At 67.0% G+C, this 19,541-nt stretch carries 18 protein-coding genes; 9 read left to right on the forward strand and 9 right to left on the reverse strand.

Going from position 1 to position 19,541, the window contains the following annotated elements:
- Positions 1-302: 302 nt before the first annotated feature.
- The 7 genes from CAL18_RS02840 to CAL18_RS02870 are packed head-to-tail and all read left to right on the forward strand — an operon-like array spanning position 303 to position 8,551.
- On the forward strand, positions 303-4,082 hold the full coding sequence (locus tag CAL18_RS02840) for a nitrate reductase subunit alpha (protein WP_094817301.1): 3,780 nt from the start codon (positions 303-305) through the stop codon (positions 4,080-4,082).
- A complete protein-coding gene (gene narH, locus CAL18_RS02845) occupies positions 4,079-5,605 on the forward strand; it encodes a nitrate reductase subunit beta (protein WP_026640912.1) in 1,527 nt (508 codons plus the stop codon). Before CAL18_RS02840 ends, narH begins: the two co-directional genes overlap by 4 nt.
- Positions 5,602-6,315 (forward strand): nitrate reductase molybdenum cofactor assembly chaperone, encoded by a 714-nt coding sequence (gene narJ / locus CAL18_RS02850; RefSeq protein WP_197022106.1) that lies wholly within the window; start codon positions 5,602-5,604, stop codon positions 6,313-6,315. The genes narH and narJ overlap by 4 nt, the downstream gene beginning before the upstream one ends.
- Positions 6,312-7,103, forward strand: a complete 792-nt coding sequence (gene narI, locus CAL18_RS02855; protein WP_026640911.1) for a respiratory nitrate reductase subunit gamma — start codon at positions 6,312-6,314, stop codon at positions 7,101-7,103. The genes narJ and narI overlap by 4 nt, the downstream gene beginning before the upstream one ends.
- Entirely contained in the window at positions 7,103-8,002 is a 900-nt protein-coding gene (locus CAL18_RS02860; RefSeq protein WP_094817302.1) for a peptidylprolyl isomerase, read from the forward strand. The genes narI and CAL18_RS02860 overlap by 1 nt, the downstream gene beginning before the upstream one ends.
- A complete protein-coding gene (locus CAL18_RS02865) occupies positions 7,999-8,328 on the forward strand; it encodes a hypothetical protein (RefSeq protein ID WP_051423873.1) in 330 nt (109 codons plus the stop codon). Before CAL18_RS02860 ends, CAL18_RS02865 begins: the two co-directional genes overlap by 4 nt.
- 10 nt (positions 8,329-8,338) lie before the next feature.
- The gene (locus CAL18_RS02870) at positions 8,339-8,551 is read left to right on the forward strand and encodes a hypothetical protein (protein WP_094817303.1); all 213 of its coding nucleotides are present in this window, start codon (positions 8,339-8,341) and stop codon (positions 8,549-8,551) included.
- Between the two features lie 37 nt (positions 8,552-8,588).
- On the opposite strand, the gene purU is transcribed toward CAL18_RS02870, so the two are convergent.
- The 6 genes from purU to CAL18_RS02900 all read right to left on the reverse strand — a co-directional run bounded on the left by purU (position 8,589) and on the right by CAL18_RS02900 (position 13,706).
- A complete protein-coding gene (purU, locus tag CAL18_RS02875) occupies positions 8,589-9,443 on the reverse strand; it encodes a formyltetrahydrofolate deformylase (RefSeq protein WP_026640908.1) in 855 nt (284 codons plus the stop codon).
- Between the two features lie 34 nt (positions 9,444-9,477).
- Positions 9,478-10,587 carry an NAD(P)/FAD-dependent oxidoreductase gene (locus CAL18_RS02880; RefSeq protein ID WP_094817304.1) on the reverse strand — a complete coding sequence of 370 codons (1,110 nt, stop codon included), beginning with the start codon at positions 10,585-10,587 and terminating at the stop codon, positions 9,478-9,480.
- A gap of 13 nt (positions 10,588-10,600) precedes the next feature.
- Positions 10,601-11,113, reverse strand: a complete 513-nt coding sequence (locus CAL18_RS02885; RefSeq protein WP_094817305.1) for a flavin reductase family protein — start codon at positions 11,111-11,113, stop codon at positions 10,601-10,603.
- Between the two features lie 21 nt (positions 11,114-11,134).
- Positions 11,135-11,767, reverse strand: a complete 633-nt coding sequence (gene pdxH, locus CAL18_RS02890) for a pyridoxamine 5'-phosphate oxidase (RefSeq protein ID WP_026640905.1) — start codon at positions 11,765-11,767, stop codon at positions 11,135-11,137.
- 86 nt (positions 11,768-11,853) lie between these two features.
- Positions 11,854-12,495 carry a gamma-glutamylcyclotransferase gene (locus CAL18_RS02895; protein ID WP_094817306.1) on the reverse strand — a complete coding sequence of 214 codons (642 nt, stop codon included), beginning with the start codon at positions 12,493-12,495 and terminating at the stop codon, positions 11,854-11,856.
- A complete protein-coding gene (locus CAL18_RS02900) occupies positions 12,492-13,706 on the reverse strand; it encodes an MFS transporter (protein ID WP_026640903.1) in 1,215 nt (404 codons plus the stop codon). Before CAL18_RS02900 ends, CAL18_RS02895 begins: the two co-directional genes overlap by 4 nt.
- A gap of 257 nt (positions 13,707-13,963) precedes the next feature.
- On the opposite strand from CAL18_RS02900, the gene CAL18_RS02905 reads away from it, so the two are divergent.
- Positions 13,964-14,842: a tRNA threonylcarbamoyladenosine dehydratase gene (locus CAL18_RS02905; protein ID WP_038852603.1), complete on the forward strand. Its 879-nt coding sequence runs from the start codon at positions 13,964-13,966 to the stop codon at positions 14,840-14,842.
- A gap of 53 nt (positions 14,843-14,895) precedes the next feature.
- On the opposite strand, the gene CAL18_RS02910 is transcribed toward CAL18_RS02905, so the two are convergent.
- Complete coding sequence (locus CAL18_RS02910) at positions 14,896-16,521, reverse strand: AMP-binding protein (RefSeq protein WP_094817308.1); 1,626 nt, start codon at positions 16,519-16,521, stop codon at positions 14,896-14,898.
- Between the two features lie 155 nt (positions 16,522-16,676).
- On the opposite strand from CAL18_RS02910, the gene CAL18_RS02915 reads away from it, so the two are divergent.
- Entirely contained in the window at positions 16,677-17,396 is a 720-nt protein-coding gene (locus CAL18_RS02915) for an SDR family oxidoreductase (protein ID WP_094796018.1), read from the forward strand.
- 291 nt (positions 17,397-17,687) lie between these two features.
- On the opposite strand, the gene CAL18_RS02920 is transcribed toward CAL18_RS02915, so the two are convergent.
- Together CAL18_RS02920 and CAL18_RS02925 are read right to left on the reverse strand one after the other, a co-directional pair.
- Positions 17,688-18,320 carry an aminotransferase class IV family protein gene (locus tag CAL18_RS02920; protein ID WP_026640900.1) on the reverse strand — a complete coding sequence of 211 codons (633 nt, stop codon included), beginning with the start codon at positions 18,318-18,320 and terminating at the stop codon, positions 17,688-17,690.
- Between the two features lie 28 nt (positions 18,321-18,348).
- Positions 18,349-19,500 (reverse strand): aminodeoxychorismate synthase component I, encoded by a 1,152-nt coding sequence (locus tag CAL18_RS02925; RefSeq protein WP_094817309.1) that lies wholly within the window; start codon positions 19,498-19,500, stop codon positions 18,349-18,351.
- Positions 19,501-19,541: the final 41 nt, after the last annotated feature.

Raw genomic sequence — 19,541 nt, forward strand, 5'->3', positions numbered from 1 at the left:
GTACCTGGCCGCAGGCCCGATGATCAGGGCCGGCGACGCGCCGCCGTGTGCCTGCCGCATGGCCCCCACGCGGCGTATCCCCCACGAATTTCCCGTCGATATCCCCTTTGTCGCCCCGGCCGCGCAGGCCGGCGGCGTGTCGTTGCAACTGTCGTCGCACACCCGGCCTGCCGGCAGGCGCAGGCCCTCGCCGTGCCTGCGCAGTGCCCAGCGCTCCAGCCTTTTGTTCACGTCAACCGTTCGACGTCCGCGCCGCGCATGGCCGGCGCCGTCCCACTTGCCGCCTGACCTGAGGATAGATAATGAGCCACTTCCTAGACCGCCTGACGTACTTTCGCAGATCGCGGGACAAGTTCGCCGACGGGCATGGCATTACCACGGACGAGTCGCGCGATTGGGAAGACGCCTATCGCAAGCGGTGGTCGGCCGACAAGATCGTGCGCTCTACCCATGGCGTGAACTGCACCGGTTCCTGTTCCTGGAAAATCTACGTCAAGGGCGGGATCGTGACGTGGGAAACGCAGCAGACCGATTATCCCCGCACCCGTCCTGACCTTCCCAACCATGAGCCGCGCGGCTGCCCGCGCGGCGCCAGCTACAGCTGGTATCTGTATTCGGGCACGCGGGTCAAGTATCCGCTGGTGCGCGCCCGGCTCATCAGGCATTGGCGCGAAGCCCGCAAGACCCTGTCGCCGGTCGCGGCCTGGAAGTCCATCGTGCAGGACAGCGACAAGCGCCATGACTGGGTGTCCCGGCGCGGGCGCGGCGGCTTCGTGCGAGTGGGGTGGGACGAGGTCACCGAACTCATCGCGGCGGCCAACGCCTACACCATCAAAGAATACGGCCCCGACCGCATCGCCGGGTTTTCGCCGATTCCGGCGATGTCGATGATCTCTTACGCCGCGGGCAGCCGCTACCTGTCGCTGATAGGCGGCAACCTGCTGAGCTTCTACGACTGGTATTGCGACCTGCCGCCTTCGTCGCCGCAGACCTGGGGCGAGCAGACCGACGTTCCCGAGAGCGCCGATTGGTACAACGCCGCGTTCCTGCTGGTGTGGGGCTCGAACATCCCCATGACGCGCGCGCCCGATGCGCACTTTTATTCGGAAGTGCGCTATCGCGGCGCCAAGAGCGTGGTGATTGCCCCCGATTTCAACGAGGCGGCCAAGTTCTCGGACCTGTGGCTGCATCCCAAGCAGGGCACGGACGCCGCCCTGGCGCTTGCGCTGGGCCACGTGGTGCTGCGCGAGTTCCACATCGATCGCCAGGTCGATTACTTCGACGACTACACGCGCCGCTATACCGACTTTCCGTTGCTGGTGACCCTTGCCGAGCGCGATGGCCGCCTGGTTCCCGACCGCCTGCTGCGCGCCGCCGACCTGCCCGGCGCGCTGGGCGAAACCAATAATCCCGACTGGAAGACGGTTGCCTGCGACGAATTGTCTGGCGAACTGGTGGCGCCCCTGGGCTCGGCGGGTTTCCGCTGGGGCGAGCAGGGCAAGTGGAACCTCGAAAACAAGGACGGCGCGGGCCGCGAGGTGCGGCTGCGCAAATCGCTCGCCGGCCATGAAGATGCGATCGAGCCGGTGGCGTTTCCGTATTTTGGCGGCACGGCCCCGCATGATTTCGTGGCCACGGGGCATGGCGAGGTGCTGATGCGCAACGTGCCGGTAAAGAAAGTGGCCACCGTCGATGGCGGCAGCGTCATGGTGGCTACGGTGTTCGATCTGTTCTGCGCCAATTACGGGCTGGACCGCGGTTTCGGCGGCGGGAATGTCGCAACCGGCTACGACGAAGACGTGCCGTTCACGCCCGCCTGGGCCGAGAAGGTGACCGGCGTGCCGCGGCAGGCCATTATCCAGGTGGCGCGCGAATTCGCCTCTACGGCCGAGAAGACGCGCGGCCGCTCGATGGTGATCCTGGGGGCCGGCCTGAACCACTGGTACCACATGGACATGAGCTACCGCGGCATTATTTCGCTGCTGGTCATGTGCGGCTGCGTCGGCCAGTCGGGCGGGGGGTGGTCGCATTACGTCGGCCAGGAAAAACTGCGTCCGCAGACCGGCTGGCTGCCGCTGGCGTTTGCGCTGGACTGGTCGCGGCCCCCGCGCCACATGAACGGCACCAGTTTTTTCTACGCGCACACCGACCAGTGGCGCTACGAGACACTGAAGGTGTCGGAAATTCTGTCGCCGCTGGCGGATGCAGCCGATTGGCCGGGCACCATGATCGACTACAACGCCAAGGCCGAGCGCATGGGATGGCTGCCATCCGCGCCGCAATTGCAGGCCAACCCGCTGGACCTGGGGCGCCGCATCAAGGAAAGCGGCGCGGACCCGGCCGCCGTGGTGGCCGAAGGCATGCGCAACGGCGATATCAAGCCCGCCAGCCTGGATCCGGACCATCCCGTCAACTGGCCGCGCAATATGTTCTTCTGGCGATCCAACGTGCTGGGCGCGAGCGGCAAGGGGCACGAGTATTTTCTCAAGCACCTGGTGGGTTCGCTGCATGGCGTGGTGGGATCGGACAACGACCGCGAACGCATCAGCAAGCCGCAGGACGTGGCGTGGCGGGACGAGGCGCCCGTGGGCAAGCTGGACCTGATGGTGAACATCGACTTCCGCATGTCGACCACCAGCATTTATTCCGATGTGGTGCTGCCTACGGCAACCTGGTACGAAAAGCACGATCTCAATACATCGGACATGCACCCTTTCATCCACCCGCTGTCCGCCGCGGTAGACCCGGCCTGGGAGGCGCAGAGCGACTGGAACATCTTCCGCGCCATCGCCAGGCAGTTTTCCAGCGTGGCGCCGGAAGTGCTGGGCGTCGAGCACGATGTGGTGCTTACCCCCATCCAGCACGACACCCCGGGCGAACTGGCCCAGCCTTATGAACCCAAAGACTGGCTGAAGGGCGAATGCGAACCCGTGGCGGGCAAAACCATGCCCTCGGTGACTCTGGTGGAACGCAATTATCCCGAGACCTACGCGCGCTTTACCTCGATGGGGTCCCTGCTGGAAAAGCTGGGCAACGGCGGCAAGGGCATAGGCTGGGACACGCGGCATGAAGTCGAGCTCCTGGCGGACCTGAACGGCCGGGTGGCCGAGGGCCCGACGGCGGGCCGGCCCAGGATCGACACCGACATCGACGCCTGCGAGACCATCCTGATGCTGGCGCCCGAAACCAATGGAGAAGTGGCGCTGAAGGCCTGGGCCGCGCTGGGCAAGGTTACGGGACGCGACCACGGGCACCTGGCCGAAGGCAAGGAAGAAGAAAAAATCCGCTTTCGCGACATTGTTTCCCAGCCGCGCAAGATCATCTCGTCGCCTACCTGGTCAGGAATCGAGAGCGAAAAGGTCTGCTACAACGCCGGCTACACCAACGTGCACGAGCTCATTCCGTGGCGCACGCTGACCGGCCGCCAGTCGTTATATCAGGACCATCACTGGATCCGGGCGTTCGGCGAGGCGTTCGCGACCTGGCGCCCGCCCATCGACACCCGGACGGTGCAGCAGGTGGTCGGCAAGCTGCCCAACGGCAACCCGGAAATCCTGCTCAACATCCTGACGCCGCACCAGAAGTGGGGCATCCACTCCACGTATACCGAGAACCTGATCATGCTCAGCCTGAACCGCGGCGGGCCCACAGTGTGGATCAGTGAAGACGACGCGCGCGCCGCGGGCATCAGCGACAACGACTGGATAGAGGTGTTCAACGTCAACGGGGCCTTGACCGCCCGCGCGATCGTGTCGCAACGCATCATGCCGGGTTCGGCCATCATGTACCACGCCCAGGAAAAGCTGGTGAACACCGTGGGCTCGGAAATCACCGGGCAGCGCGGCGGCGTGCACAACTCGGTGACCCGCATCAACATGAAGCCCACGCACATGATAGGAGGCTATGCGCACCTGGCCTACGGCTTCAATTACTACGGCACGGTGGGGGCCAACCGCGACGAGTTCGTGGTGGTGCGCAAGATGAGCAAGGTGAACTGGTTCGACAAGCGCGCCGACGACGCGGCGGATGTCGAAGCCGGTACTGCCGATAGGGGCGTGGGAATCAAGGAGGCGGCAAAATGAAAGTGCGCGCGCAGATTGCAATGGTGCTGAACCTGGACAAGTGCATCGGCTGCCATACCTGTTCGATCACCTGTAAAAACGTCTGGACCAACCGCGAAGGCATGGAATATGTCTGGTTCAACAACGTTGAAACCAAGCCGGGCATCGGCTACCCCAAAGACTGGGAAAACCAGGACCGCTGGAAGGGCGGCTGGGTGCGCCGCAAGAACGGCAAGATCGTGCCCAGGCAGGGGGCCAAGTGGCGCATCCTGTCGAAAATCTTCGCGAATCCGCACCTGCCGGAAATCGACGACTTCTACGAGCCCTACACCTTCGAATACGAATGGCTGCAGGCCGCGCCCGAACTGCAGGCGCAGCCCACCGCGCGGCCGCGCTCGCTGGTCACGGGCGAGCTGCTCAACAAGATCGAATGGAGCGGCAACTGGGAAGACATGCTGGGTGGCGAGTTCGAAAAGCGCAGCCACGACTACAACTTCGAGGGCATCGAAAAAGAAATCTACGGGCAGTTCGAAAAGACCTTCATGATGTACCTGCCCAGGCTGTGCGAGCATTGCCTCAACCCGGCCTGCCTGGCGTCGTGTCCATCGGGGGCCATCTACAAGCGGGCCGAAGACGGCATCGTGCTCATCGACCAGGAAAAATGCCGCGGCTGGCGCATGTGCGTGTCCGGGTGCCCGTACAAGAAAATCTACTACAACTGGTCCAGCGGAAAATCCGAGAAGTGCATCTTCTGTTATCCGCGTATCGAAACCGGCCAGCCCACCGTCTGTTCCGAAACCTGCGTGGGCCGCATCCGCTACCTGGGGGTCGTGCTGTATGACGCCGACCGCATCGAACAGGCCGCGTCCGTCGAGAATCCGCACGATCTGTATCCGGCGCAGCTGGGCGTGTTCCTGGATCCCAACGATGTGCAGGTACAAGAGCAGGCGCGGCGCGACGGCGTGCCCGAACAATGGCTGGAGGCCGCGACGCGCTCGCCCGTGTACAAGATGGCCGTGGAATGGAAGGTGGCGTTTCCGCTGCACCCCGAATACCGGACGCTGCCCATGGTGTGGTATGTGCCGCCGCTTTCGCCGATACAGTCCGCCGCCGAGGCCGGCAAGATCTCGGCCCGCGACGGCATGCCCGATGTGCGCTCGTTGCGCATACCGCTGCGCTACCTGGCCAACCTGCTGACCGCCGGCGACGAGGCGCCCATCGCCCAGGCGCTGGAGCGCATGCTGGCCATGCGCGCCTACATGCGCGCCAAGAGCGTCGATGGCCGCATCGACGATTCGATTCCGCAGCGGGTCGGCCTGGACCGCGCACGCATCGAAGAGATGTACCGCATCATGGCGCTGGCCGCTTACGAAGACCGCTACGTCATCCCCACGGCGCACCGCGAGTTCGAAGAAGACGCCTATGCGTTGCGCGGTTCAACCGGCTTCGGCTTCCAGGAGGCCACCAGCGGCAAGACCAAGGTCAACTTGTTCGGCGGGGCCAAGCGCGCGCCGCGCAACCCCATGATGGACGTGCCGACATGAAGCATCCTTCCATGCAACTCACCCTGCGGGCATGCGCGGCCTTGCTCGCCTACCCGTCGGCGGAACTGCAGGCGCATGTCGGCGACATCCGCGCCGCGCTTGCCGGCGAAGGCGCGCTGCCGCGGCGCGCCCAGGCGGGCCTGCAAGCCTTGCTGGACAGGCTGCAGACCGCCGACCTGCTTGATCTGCAGGCCGGCTACAGCGACCTGTTCGACCGTTCGCGCTCGCTGTCGCTGCATCTGTTCGAGCATGTGCACGGCGACAACCGCGAGCGCGGGCAGGCCATGATAGACCTGGGCGAGCAATACGTCGCTTCCGGGTTCTACCTGCAAGGCAACGAACTGCCCGACTTTCTGCCTGTGTTCCTGGAATACGTGTCATGCCTGGAGCCGGCCGAGTCGCGCGAAACGCTGGCGCAGCCGGCGCACGTTTATGCCGCCATTGCAGACCGGCTCGACAAGCGGCAATCGCCCTACGCCGGCATCTTCCATGCGCTGGTGGCGCTGGCCGACGGCAAGTACGACGCCGAGGCGCTGCGCGAGCTGCAGGCGCGCGAGCCCGACGACGATCCGGCCCGCGTGGATGATGAGTGGGAAGAGGCGCCGGTCACATTCAACGTCGCCGCTACCGGAGGCATCGGCGCCGCCGCCGGCGTGGCCGTGCCGATCAAGGTGGTGCGCCGCACATCAAGCAAGGAGCCGAGGCCATGAGCGACTTCATCAATCAACTCGCATTCGGCTGGTATCCCTACCTGGCCGTGACCGTGCTGGTGGTGGGCAGCATCCTGCGTTTCGACGCCAGCCAGTACAGCTGGCGTGCGCAGTCCAGCCAGTTCCTGCGGCGCCGGCAGATGGTGCTGGGGTCGAACCTGTTCCACATGGGCGTGCTGGTGTTGCTGGTGGGGCACTTCGTCGGCCTGTTGACGCCGGTGACGGTGATCGACCACCTGGGCATCGGGCACGGTTTCAAGCAGGCCGCGGCGCTGGTCGTGGGCGGCATCGCGGGCGTGATGGCCTTTATCGGATGCTCGCTGCTGCTGCACCGCCGCCTGTTCGACCCGCGCATCCGGCGCAGCTCATCGTGGGGCGACATTCTGGTGCTGGTGCTGATCTGGCTGCAGCTGGTGCTGGGCATCGCCACGACGTTCTGGACCATGCAGCATATGGATGGCAGCGAAATGCTCCGATTCATGAGCTGGGCACAGGGCGTGCTGACCCTGGATCCGTCGGCGCCGGCAAATATCCGTGACGTGGCGCTGGTCTACAAACTGCATATCATCCTGGGGCTGACCTTGTTCCTGATCACGCCGTTCACGCGCCTCGTGCATATCTGGAGCGCGCCCATCTGGTATCTGCTGCGGCCGGGCTTCCAGATCGTGCGCGCGCGCGCGGCGCGGCAGCCTGTGTCGCCCACGCGCGGGCCGGCCGGCGTGGCGCCCAGCTATGGCGGCACTACCGTGTTGCGCCAGAAAGCCGAAAGCGGGCAGGAGGGCGCGTAATGGAATCGGTCGAAGTCATCCGTTTTTATGGCTCCCGGCCGCACGCGGATGCGGCCATGCCGCAGGCTTGCGCAAGCGGCGGCTGCGGCGGCCCCGAACCGCTGCTGCCCGCGCCGCCCACGTTCGGCGAGGTCAGCATCAACGGCGTGGAAATCAGCCCCGAAGCCATCGCGCGCGAAATCCAGCACCATCCGGCGCCCGATGCCGAAACTGCCTGGACGGACGCGGCGCGCGCGCTGGCCGTGCGCGAGCTGCTGCTGCAAGAGGCGCGCCGGCTGGGCCTGGAACCCGACCCCGAAACCGATGAAGCCGGCCGCATCGAGCCCGACGATGACGCGCTGGTGCGCCAGCTGCTCGAGCAGCAAGTCCATGCCGAGCAGCCGGGGCAACCCGAATGCCGCCGGTATTACGAGCTGAATCGGGAGCGGTTCCGCACGCCTGATCTGTTCGAGGCCGCGCACATCCTTATCGAGCCCGAGGCCGATGACGAATCTGCCTGGCTGGCGGCGCGGCAGCGGGCCGATTCCATCGCCGCCCGCGTGGCCGACGACCCGGCCGCGTTTGCCGCCGCGGCCCGCGCGTGCTCGGCTTGCCCGTCGGCACAACAAGACGGTTCGCTGGGACAGGTGCGGCGCGGCGAACTGGTGCCGGCCGTGCAGCAAGCGTTGGAGCGGCTGCCCGAGGGCACGACCGGCCGCGAGCCGGTGCGGTCGCGTTTTGGCTGGCACGTCCTGCGGTTGCAGCGGCGCATCCCGGGGCAGATACTGCCGTTTGACGCCGTTGCGCCCAGGATCGCCGACATGCTCGAGGCGCGCAGCTGGTCGGTGGCGGCGGGGCGCTACGTAGCCGGCCTGGCCGAGCGCGCCGACGTGGCCGGCATACGCATACAGGAGGCATGACCGCGATGCCGATGCTGGGCGATATCCTGGCCAGCGCGCGCGACGGCGCGCCGCGCTTCGAGGCGTGGCTGCGCCAGTCCGATGCCGCGCTGGCGGCGCGGGTCGCGTCCGCCGCGTCCGCCGACGGCCTGACGCCGGCCGCCTTTGTGCGCGTTGCGGTGGCCGATTTTTCGCGTCATGCCAATGAAGAAGACTGGGCTACGCTGACATCGGCGATCCGCAACGATGCCGATCCGGGAACTACCTGCCTGTTGGCCATGGTTCACTGGCGCCTGAGCCTGCCGGCCTGCACACACCGGTCGCCAAGCCGGGACACGACGCCCTGAGGAATCCACGATGAACCAAGACCCGCAAACCGGCGCATCCGACCCCGCGCCGCTGAACCCCGCCCTGAAGCGCCGCACCGACACCACGTTCGAGACCGAGCGCGTCACTCCGGCGCCCATCGACACCGCTTCGTCGCGCGAAGGCGAGGGCGAGGGCTGGCCCTGGATCTGGCTGCTGGTTACGGCCGCCTGCGTGGCGGTGACGATATATCTGCTGGTATGAGCGCCGCGGCGTTGGCGCGCCCTGTCATGCCGCGGGCCTAGCGGAACACCACCGTCTTGTTGCGGTTCAGCAGAATGCGGTGCTCGACATGGCTGCGCACGGCGCGCGCCAGCACCAGCGACTCTACGTCGCTGCCGACTTGCGTCAGGTCTTGCGCCGTCATCGTGTGATCCACACGCTCGATGTCCTGCTCGATGATGGGGCCTTCGTCCAGGTCGGACGTCACGTAGTGCGCCGTGGCGCCGATGATCTTCACGCCCCGCGCATGCGCCTGATGATAGGGACGCGCGCCCTTGAAGCTGGGCAGGAAGCTGTGGTGGATGTTGATGGCGCGGCCGGCCAGGGCCAGGCACATTTCCGGCGACAGGATCTGCATGTAGCGCGCCAGCACCACCAGGTCGATCTGCTGGCTTTCCACCAGTTCCAGCACTTGTTTTTCCTGTTCGGCCTTGGTGTCGGGCGTAACCGGCAGGTAATGGAAAGGGATCCCGTACGACGCCGCCAGCCCCGCGTAGTCGTTGTGGTTGGAGACGATGGCGGCGATCTCGGCGCGCAGCTGGCCGCTCTGCACGCGGAACAGCAGGTCGTTCAGGCAATGGCCTTGCTTGCTGACCATGATCAGCAGGCGCGCCTTGCGCCGCGCGTCGTGAATCTGCCAGTCCATGCCGTGGGCGCCGGCAAGCTCGGCGAATTGCGCGCGCAAGTCGCTTTCGGCGGCCGAGCCGGGCAGGTTGAAGTGCACGCGCAGGAAGAACCGGCCGGTTTCGTCGTCGCCGAACTGCTGCGAATCGAGAATGTTGCAGCCCAGCTCGAAGAGCAGGCCGCTCACGCGGTACACGATACCGGTACGGTCGGGGCAGGATAGGGTCAGGATGTAGTCGTTTTGCTGCATGATGGGCAAAATAGTGGGCCGCCGGCCAGGCGCGTCAGGACGCCAGGCGCGCCAGGGTGGTTTCGGCAATGGCCAGGCTGGCCGTCAGCCCGGGCGATTCGATTCCGAACAGGTTCACCAGGCCCGGCACGCCATGCGCGGCGGGGCCCGCAATGACGAAGTCGGCGGCAGGTTCGCCCGGACCGGAGATCTTGGGGCGGATGCCCGTGTAGCCGGGCGCCAGCGCGCCGTCGGGCAGGCCGGGCCAGTATGTACGCACGGCATCATAAAACACCTCGGCCCGCGTCGGGTCCAGCGTGTAGTCTTCGGTCCGGACCCATTCGGTGTCGGGCCCGAACTTGGCCTGTCCGCCCATGTCCAGCGTCAGGTGCACGCCCAGGCCGGCGTGTTGCGGCACGGGATAGATCAGGTGCGAGAACGGCGCCCGGCCGGCCAGCGTGAAGTAGCTGCCCTTGCACAGGTATTCGCCGGGAATGCTGTCGCCAGGCAGGCCTTCGATGCTGCGCGCCAGTGTCGGCGCATGGATGCCGGATGCGTTGATCAACACATTGCACGACAGGTTCATGGCTTCGTCGCCGCCGAAGCGCACGTCAAAGCCGCCCTGGGGGCGCACCCGGGCCGAGAGCATGGGCGTGTGAAATACGCATTGCGCGCCGGCGTTTTCGGCGTCGCCCTGGTAGGCCAGCATCAGCGCATGGCTGTCGACGATGCCCGTCGAAGGCGACAGCAGCGCGGCGGTGCATTGCAGGGCCGGCTCCAGCTCGCGGGCCTGTTCGCCTGTCAGGCGACGCAGGTCATCGACGCCATTGGCACGGGCGCGCGCCGCGATGTCGTCGAGCATCAGCGCTTCGTCCGGGCTGGCGGCCACGATCAGCTTGCCCAGCCGCCGGTGCGCAATGCCGCGGGCCGCGCAGTAGTCGTACAGCAAGTGCTTGCCGCGCACGCAAAGCTCTGCCTTGAGGCTGCCGGCCGGGTAGTAGATGCCGGCGTGTATGACTTCGGAATTGCGCGAACTGGTGCCGGTGCCTATGGCTTCGGTGGCTTCGGCCACCAGGACTTCGCGGCCGGACAGGGCCAGGGCGCGCGCCACGGCCAGGCCGACGACGCCGGCCCCGACGACGATGCAGTCGATGTCAGTGCTCATGTTTCAGGGGTGTTCATTCGGTTGGCTTGTGGGCGGGCGTCAGGTCGAAGCCGCCGGCGTGGAACACCAGCGGGGCCGCGGCGCTGTGGCCGCAACGCTCTACCTGGCCCACCATGATGACGTGGTCGCCTTCGACATAGCGGCTGCGATTGCGGCATTCGAACCACGCGGCGCACGGGGCGTCCAGCATGGGCGTGCCGCCGGGCGCGTAGGCGCGCGGCAGGCCGTCAAAGCGTTCGCGGGTGTGCCCCAGCGCAAAGCGCCGCGCCAGCCCTGCCTGGCCCGCCGACAGCACATTGACCACGTAACGCTCGCAATGTTCGAAGATCTCGAGCGAGGCCGACTTGAGCGACAGGCTCCACAACACCAGCGGAGGCTCGAGCGACACCGAATTGAACGAGCTGACGGTCAGGCCGATAGGAGCGCCGTCCGGCGCGGCCGTGGTCACCACCGTGACACCGGTGGCGAAACGTCCGAGCGCGGTACGGAAATAACGCGAGTCGAATTCAGGCGGGAAGTCGGACATGCAGGCGGCGGCGATCGCGCGTCAGGGTGACAGGCGGTCGATGATCCAGCCGCCATCGTCGCCGCGCCGGTAGCGCAGGCGATCATGCAGGCGCGACGGGCGCCCCTGCCAGAACTCGAATACGGTGGGCGCCAGGCGGTAACCGCCCCAGTACGGCGGCCGCGGCGGCTGGTCGCCGTAGCGATCGCGCGCGGCCTGCTCGCGGGCTTCGAGTTCGGTGCGGGTGATGGGCTGGCTTTGTTGCGACGCCCACGCGCCCAGGCGCGAGCCGAGCGGCCGGCTTTGATAATAGGCGTCGGATTCTTCGGGCGCCACGCGCTCGACGCGGCCTTCGATGCGCACCTGGCGTTCCAGCGGCTGCCAGAAGAACAGCAGCGCGGCGCGCGGATTGGCCAGCAGGTCGGCGCCCTTGCGCGATTCGTAGTTGGTAAAGAAGGCAAAGCCGCGCTCATCGTAGCCCTTGACCAGCACGATACGCGCCGACGGCTGGCCGGCGGCGTCCACCGTGGCCAGCGTCATGGCGTTGGGCTCGGGCACCTTGGCGTCCAGCGCTTCGGCGAACCACAGGTTGAATTGCTCGAACGGCGAGGGCGCGGCCGCCTCTTCGAGCAGAACGCTTCTTGCGTAGTCTTGGCGCAAATCGGAAACAGACATGAGAGCGCAGATTGTGTAAGCGAAGGGAATCTGACAGTTTACCGCCATCGCCCGCGGGCCCGCGCGCCGGCGCGGCGGCTGTGCATTCAGCTTTCGGGCAGTGTGTCCGGGTCGGCTTCGAGCAGGCTGGCAATGCGCTCGAGGCGGGCGTCGCGGATGCCGGCCGCGCGCAGCGCCTGCGCGGTCTGCACAACGTATTCGGTACAGCGTCCGTAGCGACCCGAGGCGCGCCGCACGATGGCCAGCAGTTCGGGCTCGGGCAGGGCGCGGATATAGGCCGGGTTGTCGCGATTCATCACGAATACCAGGGCGCGTACCGGCCCCTGAGCGGTATCGCAATTGATCCAGCGCGGCAGATATGCGCCCGTGGACATTTCGCGGTCCCATAGCGACGGGAAGTAATCGGGCACCGATCGGCCCGCCAGACGGTACGCCACGCCGCGGCACGAGCCGCCCCGGTCCAGGCCGAACACCAGGCCGGGGCATTCCGGCGTGCCGCGGTTGACGCGCGACCACAGGCACAGCGCGCGGTGGTGGCCGCGCAGGGTGGCCAGGCGACGCTCTTCGAAGGCGAAATCCGGCCGCCAGACCAGCGAGCCGTAGCCGTACACCCATACGTCTTCGCCTTCGCGCCAATGCCTGAGCGCGTCGTCAAGCGATGCGCGCCGTTCTTCGGGCGTCCAGAGCCGGAAGGGCAAGGCGGATGGGGCGGGATACTGCGGGTTCACGGCGGGGCGGCCTCGGCGTCTTGGGGAGGATGGCGATTGGCCCAGCCGCCGGCGCTGAGCGCCAGGGCATAGGCCCAGAACAACGGCGCGATGCCAATGACCGCGCCGAGCGCGCCAAAGGCCAGCGGCAGCGAAACCTGCGAGGCGTTGATGAACGCCATGCGCAGGCCCACCGCTTCGGCGGCGCGGCCGGGCGGCGTGTATTGGTGCAGCAGCGACAACATACTCGGCTGGCTGCTGCCCAGCGCCAGCCCCAGTATAAAAGATAGCGTTACCAGGATGGCTACATCGGCGAAAAGCGGGTAAATGCAGAAATTTACCGCCGTCACCGCCATGCCCCCGCGCACCAGCGACCAGGCCCGCACGCGGTGCTGGATAAAGGGCAGAAGCAGGCGGATAACGAAAGTTCCCACCGCGAACGATGCCAGAATGGCGCCGATAGTGGTAGCCGACAGACCGACGGCCACGCCGTACAGCGGCACCACAAACAAATGGGTATCCCAGGCGCCGGAAAATATGGTGTTGACCACCATGATGCGCCGCAGGGGCGGCACCTTGAGCAACTCAGTGACCGGCCGGCGCTGCACCGGGCGCGCAGGGGGCGCCATGGTCTGGTCCATGGTGCGCAGGGCGGGCAAGAGCCGCCGCACGCCGGCCAGGGCAATCAGAGGAGCCAGGGCAAGCAAGCCGAACGCCGGGCGCGAGCCCAGGTGGTCGATGGCCAGGCCGGCCAGCAAGGGGCCGCTGAAGCCGGAGCAGGCCAGCGCCAGCGACAACCATGAGAAATTGCGCAGCCGACGCTGCGGTTCGGCATGACCCAGCAGATCCTGGGTGGCTACCTGGTGCAGCATGAAGCCCACGCCAATGCCGCATGCCGCCAGCATCAACGCCCATTGCGTATGAAATGCAAACGGCAGTGCGGTGCCTGTCACCACCAGGGCATTGCCGAGCACCACGGGCCGGCGCACGCCCACCTGGTCGATCCACTGGCCGGCGCGCACCGACATCAGCATCGGAATGAAGGCAAACACCGCGACCAGCGCGCCCACCATGAAGGTCGACAGGCCCAATTGCAGCGCAGTAAGGGACACCGTGATCCGCCCGCCGGTCAGCGCGATGTGGTTCAGCATCGCGACCACGCACAACATGCCCGCGGCGGGGAATTCCGTCGCGGAAGAGGGGGGCGAGGGGGAAGACGAAGTAGCGGACACGGCGTTAACTACAGCCATTCTGTGCCTAACTTGCAGCAGTGTCGAGCCGCCCGTCTTTGCGGCGCGCAGCTGTCCTGGCCGGGTCCGGATTGCCAATTGGGGGCAACTTATACGCAACTGCGCGAACTTGCGCGCCAGAATGCGTACGTTGGGCAAAAGATTAGGCATAAAACATGTTGCGTCAATAATTGACATGTCGCCTTTCCGCAACGAGGCCGGCGCCACGCTCGCGCCGCGCGCGTGGGAAAATACCGGGCATGACTGCCCACGCGCCGCCCGCTACCTCGTTTACCGCCTCCGACTCTGCATGCGAGGTCGACGCCGATCGCCGCTTTGGGGGGCTGGCCCGGCTTTATGGCCCGGACGCCCCGGCGCGCCTGCGCGACGCGCATGTGGCGGTGGCAGGGCTGGGTGGCGTGGGTTCCTGGGCCGCCGAGGCTTTGGCACGGTGCGGCGTGGGCGCCCTGACGCTGGTCGACCTGGACCATATCGCCGAATCGAACGTCAACCGGCAGGTACACGCGCTGACGTCCACCCTCGGGCAATCCAAAGTCGAAGCCATGGCGCAGCGCATCCATGCCATCAACCCCGCTTGTGTGCTTACCTGTGTCGACGATTTCGTCGAGCCGGCCAATATCGAGCAGGTGCTGCCGGGCTATTACACCGCGCTTGCCGATTGCACCGACCAGGCGGCTGCCAAGATCGCCATGGTGCTGCATGCCCGCCGCCGCGGCGTACCGCTGTTGCTGTGCGGGGGCGCGGGCGGCAAGACCGATCCGCTGGCGTTGCGCGCGGGAGATTTATCGCAGGCGGTAAACGACGCGTTGCTGGCCAAGCTGCGCAATATCCTGCGCCGCCAGCATGGGTTCCCGAAAGCCAGCGACGCGCGCGGCAAACCGCTGAAGCGGGTGCCCCGCATGGGTGTGCGCGCGCTGTGGTTCGACCAGCCCGCCATACTGCCCGCCGCGTGGGCGCGCCCGGACGAGGCGGGCGATGACCTGGGCCCGGTGGCGCAGCCGGCCGCGCCGCAGGGGCTGTCTTGCGCCGGGTATGGGTCGGTGGTCATGGTGACGGCGGCCATGGGCCTGGCCGTGGCCAACGAGGCCGTGCGGCTGGCGCTGGCCCGGCCCGCCTGATCGGGGCGAGCGCCCCACCGCGGCGCGCGCCGAGGCCGGGCAGAGGGGCACCGTCAGCCGGCGGGGTCCGCCTCGGCAAGCAACTGTGATGCCATCTCGCGCAGTTTGTTTTTCTGTATCTTGGCCGAGTTGGCGCTTTCCACTACCGGAAACGCGGGCAGCACATGAAAGCCGGCCGGCACCTTGAAGCCCGCCAGCGCGCGGCGGCAGGCGGCCTGCCAGGCGGGCACATCGGCTTGCGCGCCGTCGCGCAACAATACGAATGCGTACGGCACCGTCTTGCCGTGTTGCGTTACGCCCACCACCTGGCAGGCTTGCACGCCGGCCTGGCCCTCGACGACCTGTTCGATTTCCGCCGGGTTCACCAGGAAGCCCGCCAGCCGCAGCGAATCGCCCAGGCGGGCCTGGAACACAAACTGCCGCGGGCTCAGCGTGTATCCCAGGTCGCCCGTCTTGAAGTAGCCGTCGTCGGTCAGTGCCGCCGCCGTGGCCTGGGGGTCGTCCAGATAGCCGCGCATGAGGCCGGGCGAGCGGATCTGTAGTTCGCCAGACACGCCATGGGGCAGCGGCTCGCTGCTGCCCGGGTGGCAGGCGCGCACGCGCGCGTCGGAATAGACCAGCGTGCCGCCGGGCAGGTGGTGTACGGACATATCGCCCTGCGACGCGTCCAGGGGCTGCGCGGCTGCCAGCGCGTTGAGTTCACTGGACCCGTACAGGCCTGTGATCGGCACGCCGTATTCTTCGGCCAGCTGCAGCAGGTTGGCGGCCTGCGGCGCGAAACTGGCGAAGCCTACCTGCCGCAGCGTGGCAAAGTCGCCCGGCCCGCCCGCGAGGAACAGCTGTACCAGCGCCTCGTTGTTGGCGTACACGTGGGTGATGCGATGCTCCCGTATGGCGCGCACGGTGCGTGCGGTGTCGTATACCGGGTCGCACACCACGGGCACGCCCCGCGCCAGCGCCGCCACGAACATGGCGAAGCCGAATGCGCCGCAAAAGGGCGCTGCGGCCAGCACGCATGCGCTGTCGTCGTAGCCGTGGGCGAGGGCAACGGCGTCGCCATGGCGCAGCAATGTGCGTTGGTCATGCAGCACGAACTTGGGAAGAGAGGTCGTGCCCGACGTGGTGAAGCACAGCACGCCGGCGTCGTCATCGACGGCCGGCGGCGGGGCGGCCGCGGTATGCGCAAGCTCGTTCCAGCGCAGTGCCGGCCGTCCGCGCACGGCGTGCGGCAATATGGCGCCTTCGTCGAGCGCCACGACGCCTTGCAGCGCGTGCAGGGCCTCGGCAGGCACGTCATCGAGTATGGCATTGAAGTCAATGCCTTTGAATCCGGGCCAGTACACCAGCCACTGCGCACGGCCGCGCCCCAGAATGTCGCCCACCTCGGTTGCGCGAAACCGTGTGTTCACGGCCAGCACCAGCGCACCCAGCCGCGCGCACGCCAGGAATGCCACCACCCATTCGGCGCAATTGGGCAGCCACAAGGCGACGCGGCTGCCGGGCCGCACGCCTGCCAGCGCCAGGCCTGCGGCCATCCGATCCACGGCGGCCGACAGCGCGGCGAAGCGCAGCGGGCGGTCCCGGTCGTACAACGCCACAGCGTCGGGGCTGCGCCGCGCCAGCCCGGCCAGGCGAGCGGCAAACCCGTGCGCGGGGGCAGGTATTGTGGATGCGGACATTGTTGTGGTTATATGGCCAAAGTACGTATTCAGGTACTGTATGAAAAACCTATGGCCAAGACAACGGCAACGCCAAGCGTCCACTCGCTGCCCATGACCCGCGCAGGCGCGGGCACATGGCGCGGGTCGATCAGGCAGGGGAGCATCGTTACCCGATGAGCGACGCAACTGTACTGATAACCGGCGCCAGCCGCGGCATCGGCCGGGCAATCGCCGCGCGCATGCTCGAAGACGGCTACCAGGTGGTGAATTTCAGCCGGGGCGCGCCAGCCGAGCTGCTGCCGGGCGAAACCTTCGTCTCGGTGGATCTATCCGATTCCGCGCAGACCAGCCGGGCCGTGGCCGACCTGGCCGCCGAACGGCAGGTGCTGCACTTGGTGAACAACGCCGGCATGATCCAGGTGGCCGACATCGAACAAGTGTCCGAACAGGCCATGCGCGATACGCTGGCGGTCAACCTGATGGCGCCCTTGCTGTTGCTGCAGGGCTTGCTGCCGGCCATGCGCAGCAAGGGATACGGACGCGTGGTCAATGTGGGCAGCCGGGCCGCGCTGGGCAAGCCCGGCCGCACGGCCTATGGGGCGAGCAAGGCGGGCCTGGTCGGCATGACTCGCACCTGGGCGCTGGAACTGGCGGCCTCGAGCATTACGGTCAATGCCGTAGCGCCGGGGCCGGTGGCCACCGAATTATTCAACCAGTCCAACCCCCCGGATCATCCGCGCACGCGCGAACTGGCGGCGTCGATACCGGCCGGCCGCATCGGCCACCCCGCCGACGTCGCCCATGCCGTGGCCATGCTGCTCGACGCACGCGCCGGTTTCATCACCGGCCAGACGCTTTACGTATGCGGCGGCCTGACGGTCGGCGCCGCGTAGCCTGACACAGGGTCAGGGATACATCGCGGGCGCATCGGGTATCAGACACCCACCGCGCATTACCGCATCTGGTGTCTGACACCCTCCGGGAGTCAGACACCTGTGGCGGCGCGGGGCGACGCATCCCTACCGCTACGCGCCCGCTCGCTATCGCATCGGGTGTCTGACTCCCGAAGGGTGTCAGACACCTGTGGCGGCGACGGGGCCGACGCATCCCTACCGTTACGTGCCCGCTCGTTATCGCATCAGGTGTCTGACTCCCGAAGGGTGTCAGACACCCACCGCGAAGCGTCAGGCGCTGTGCAGGCTGACGTCGAACCAGCCGCGCAGGGCGTTGGACAGGCGCATGCCCTGCGCGGCGTGCAGGTCTTCCAGCGTGAGCACGCGTTCGCGCACGTCTGCGGTTTCCAGCAAACGGGCGCGCTGTACGCCGGGCAGGCAGCCGCTGGAAACCGGCGGCGTGTACCAGGCGCCGTCCAGCAGCAGGTACACATTGGTGCGGCTGCCTTCGCAGAGTTCGCCGCGCTGGTTCAGGAACAACAGGTCGAATACGGCGGGATGCCGGGCCAGCCAGGCGGCGGCATCGGCGTACCACGGGCGGTGCGTCGTTTTGTAGCGCAGCAGCGGTTCGTCGGCGTCCAGCACCTGATCGGACAGCATGACAAGCTGACCGGCAGGCAGCACCGGCAACGGGGCGGTCTGGATGTGGCGATGGCCGTGGCGGTCCAGCAGCAGGCGCAGCCTGTGCGGGCCCGGCGTGGCCAGCGACACGGCGGCGATGCGCAGGTCGCGCTCGATGGCCTGCGCATCGTACGGATAGCCGAGAGCCTCGCAGCTGGCTCCCAGGCGCTGCAAGTGGCCTGCCAGCAAAGCGATCTCGCCATTGGCGTCGGCCAGCACGGTTTCAATAAGTTCGGGCGTCATGGGCGCGGTCGCGAAGATCAGTCCGGGGTCAGTGCTGCCGTTGCATGGCGTGCTGCAGGATGCGAGCCTTCCACAGGCATTCCTGCCATTCCTGTCCTGGGTCGGAGTCGTGCACGATGCCTCCGCCCACACTGTAGATCCCGTGGCCGCGTTTATCCAGCACCAGCGTACGTATCGCCACGTTCAACGAAAAATCGCCATCCGGCGCCAGCCACCCGATTGCGCCGCAATACAGCCCGCGCGGGGCGATTTCCAGTTGCCGGATGCGGCGCATGGCGGCGACCTTGGGCGCCCCGGTAACCGACCCGCACGGAAACAGGGCCTGCGCCACGTCCGCCAGCGTGGCGCGCGGCGCCAGGGCGGTCACCGTAGAGGTCATGGTCCATACGGTGGGGTAGCGTTCCAGCGAGAACAGCGACGGCACCTGCACGGACCCGGGCTCGGCCAGGCGGCCCAGGTCATTGCGCAACAGGTCCACGATCATCAGATTTTCTGCGCGATTCTTTGCGCTGGCCAGCAGCTCGTTGCCCAGACGCAGGTCTTCTGCCGGGTCGGGATGACGCGGCGCGGTGCCCTTCATGGGCCGCGTCGTCAGGCGCGCGCCGTCGCGCCGCACGAAGAGTTCGGGAGAAAATGACAGCACCGTGCGGTGCGCGTCTTCGATGTAGGCCGCATGCGCCACGGGCTGCACGGTCGCAATGCGCTCGTACAGCAGGCGCGGGCTTCCCTGCACACGCACGTCCAGCGGCTGCGTGTAGTTCATCTGGTACAGCTCGCCGGCCTCGATCAGCGTGCGGATATGTTCGATGTGCCGCAGATAGTCAGCTTGCGCCAGGCGATGGCTCACCGATTCGATCCCGGCCGCGTGCATGGCGTCCGAGCCGCTCCATGGCCGCTCGATGCACATGCGGCGGAACACCAGCGCGGCCAGTCGCGGCGCGTCGGCCCGCCGGTCGGCGGGAATGGGGCCGTCGGGCGGAGCCAGGGTGGTTTCCGGGGCCAGCCACTCGCCCAATTCGTAATCCAGCAGCAGGGCCACCCAGTGCCCGGCGCGGCGCGCGGCCTCGATGGCTTCCCAGGCCTGCGGCAGCTGGCTGGCTTGGGCGGCCTCGATGCGCTGCACCGGGTCGTACAGGCCCAGCGCGCGTCCGGCCAGCCGGTCTTCAAAACGGCATTGCATGGATATCAGTCGTGGTGATGAAGAAGCTCTCGCCGCGCCGG

This window comes from Bordetella genomosp. 7 (genome assembly GCF_002261415.1).
In the GTDB taxonomy this organism is placed as follows: domain Bacteria; phylum Pseudomonadota; class Gammaproteobacteria; order Burkholderiales; family Burkholderiaceae_B; genus Bordetella_A.

Bases quoted from the DNA above. Each gene is read 5' to 3' on its own strand.
- CAL18_RS02840 (WP_094817301.1), top strand. From the start codon at position 303: ATGAGCCACTTCCTAGACCGCCTGACGTACTTTCGCAGATCGCGGGAC.
- CAL18_RS02905 (WP_038852603.1), top strand. From the start codon at position 13,964: ATGACTGCCCACGCGCCGCCCGCTACCTCGTTTACCGCCTCCGACTCT.
- narJ (WP_197022106.1), top strand. From the start codon at position 5,602: ATGAAGCATCCTTCCATGCAACTCACCCTGCGGGCATGCGCGGCCTTG.
- purU (WP_026640908.1), bottom strand. From the start codon at position 9,443: ATGCAGCAAAACGACTACATCCTGACCCTATCCTGCCCCGACCGTACC.
- CAL18_RS02925 (WP_094817309.1), bottom strand. From the start codon at position 19,500: ATGCAATGCCGTTTTGAAGACCGGCTGGCCGGACGCGCGCTGGGCCTG.
- narI (WP_026640911.1), top strand. From the start codon at position 6,312: ATGAGCGACTTCATCAATCAACTCGCATTCGGCTGGTATCCCTACCTG.
- CAL18_RS02860 (WP_094817302.1), top strand. From the start codon at position 7,103: ATGGAATCGGTCGAAGTCATCCGTTTTTATGGCTCCCGGCCGCACGCG.
- CAL18_RS02885 (WP_094817305.1), bottom strand. From the start codon at position 11,113: ATGTCCGACTTCCCGCCTGAATTCGACTCGCGTTATTTCCGTACCGCG.
- narH (WP_026640912.1), top strand. From the start codon at position 4,079: ATGAAAGTGCGCGCGCAGATTGCAATGGTGCTGAACCTGGACAAGTGC.
- CAL18_RS02865 (WP_051423873.1), top strand. From the start codon at position 7,999: ATGACCGCGATGCCGATGCTGGGCGATATCCTGGCCAGCGCGCGCGAC.
- CAL18_RS02880 (WP_094817304.1), bottom strand. From the start codon at position 10,587: ATGAGCACTGACATCGACTGCATCGTCGTCGGGGCCGGCGTCGTCGGC.
- CAL18_RS02915 (WP_094796018.1), top strand. From the start codon at position 16,677: ATGAGCGACGCAACTGTACTGATAACCGGCGCCAGCCGCGGCATCGGC.
- pdxH (WP_026640905.1), bottom strand. From the start codon at position 11,767: ATGTCTGTTTCCGATTTGCGCCAAGACTACGCAAGAAGCGTTCTGCTC.
- CAL18_RS02870 (WP_094817303.1), top strand. From the start codon at position 8,339: ATGAACCAAGACCCGCAAACCGGCGCATCCGACCCCGCGCCGCTGAAC.
- CAL18_RS02910 (WP_094817308.1), bottom strand. From the start codon at position 16,521: ATGTCCGCATCCACAATACCTGCCCCCGCGCACGGGTTTGCCGCTCGC.
- CAL18_RS02920 (WP_026640900.1), bottom strand. From the start codon at position 18,320: ATGACGCCCGAACTTATTGAAACCGTGCTGGCCGACGCCAATGGCGAG.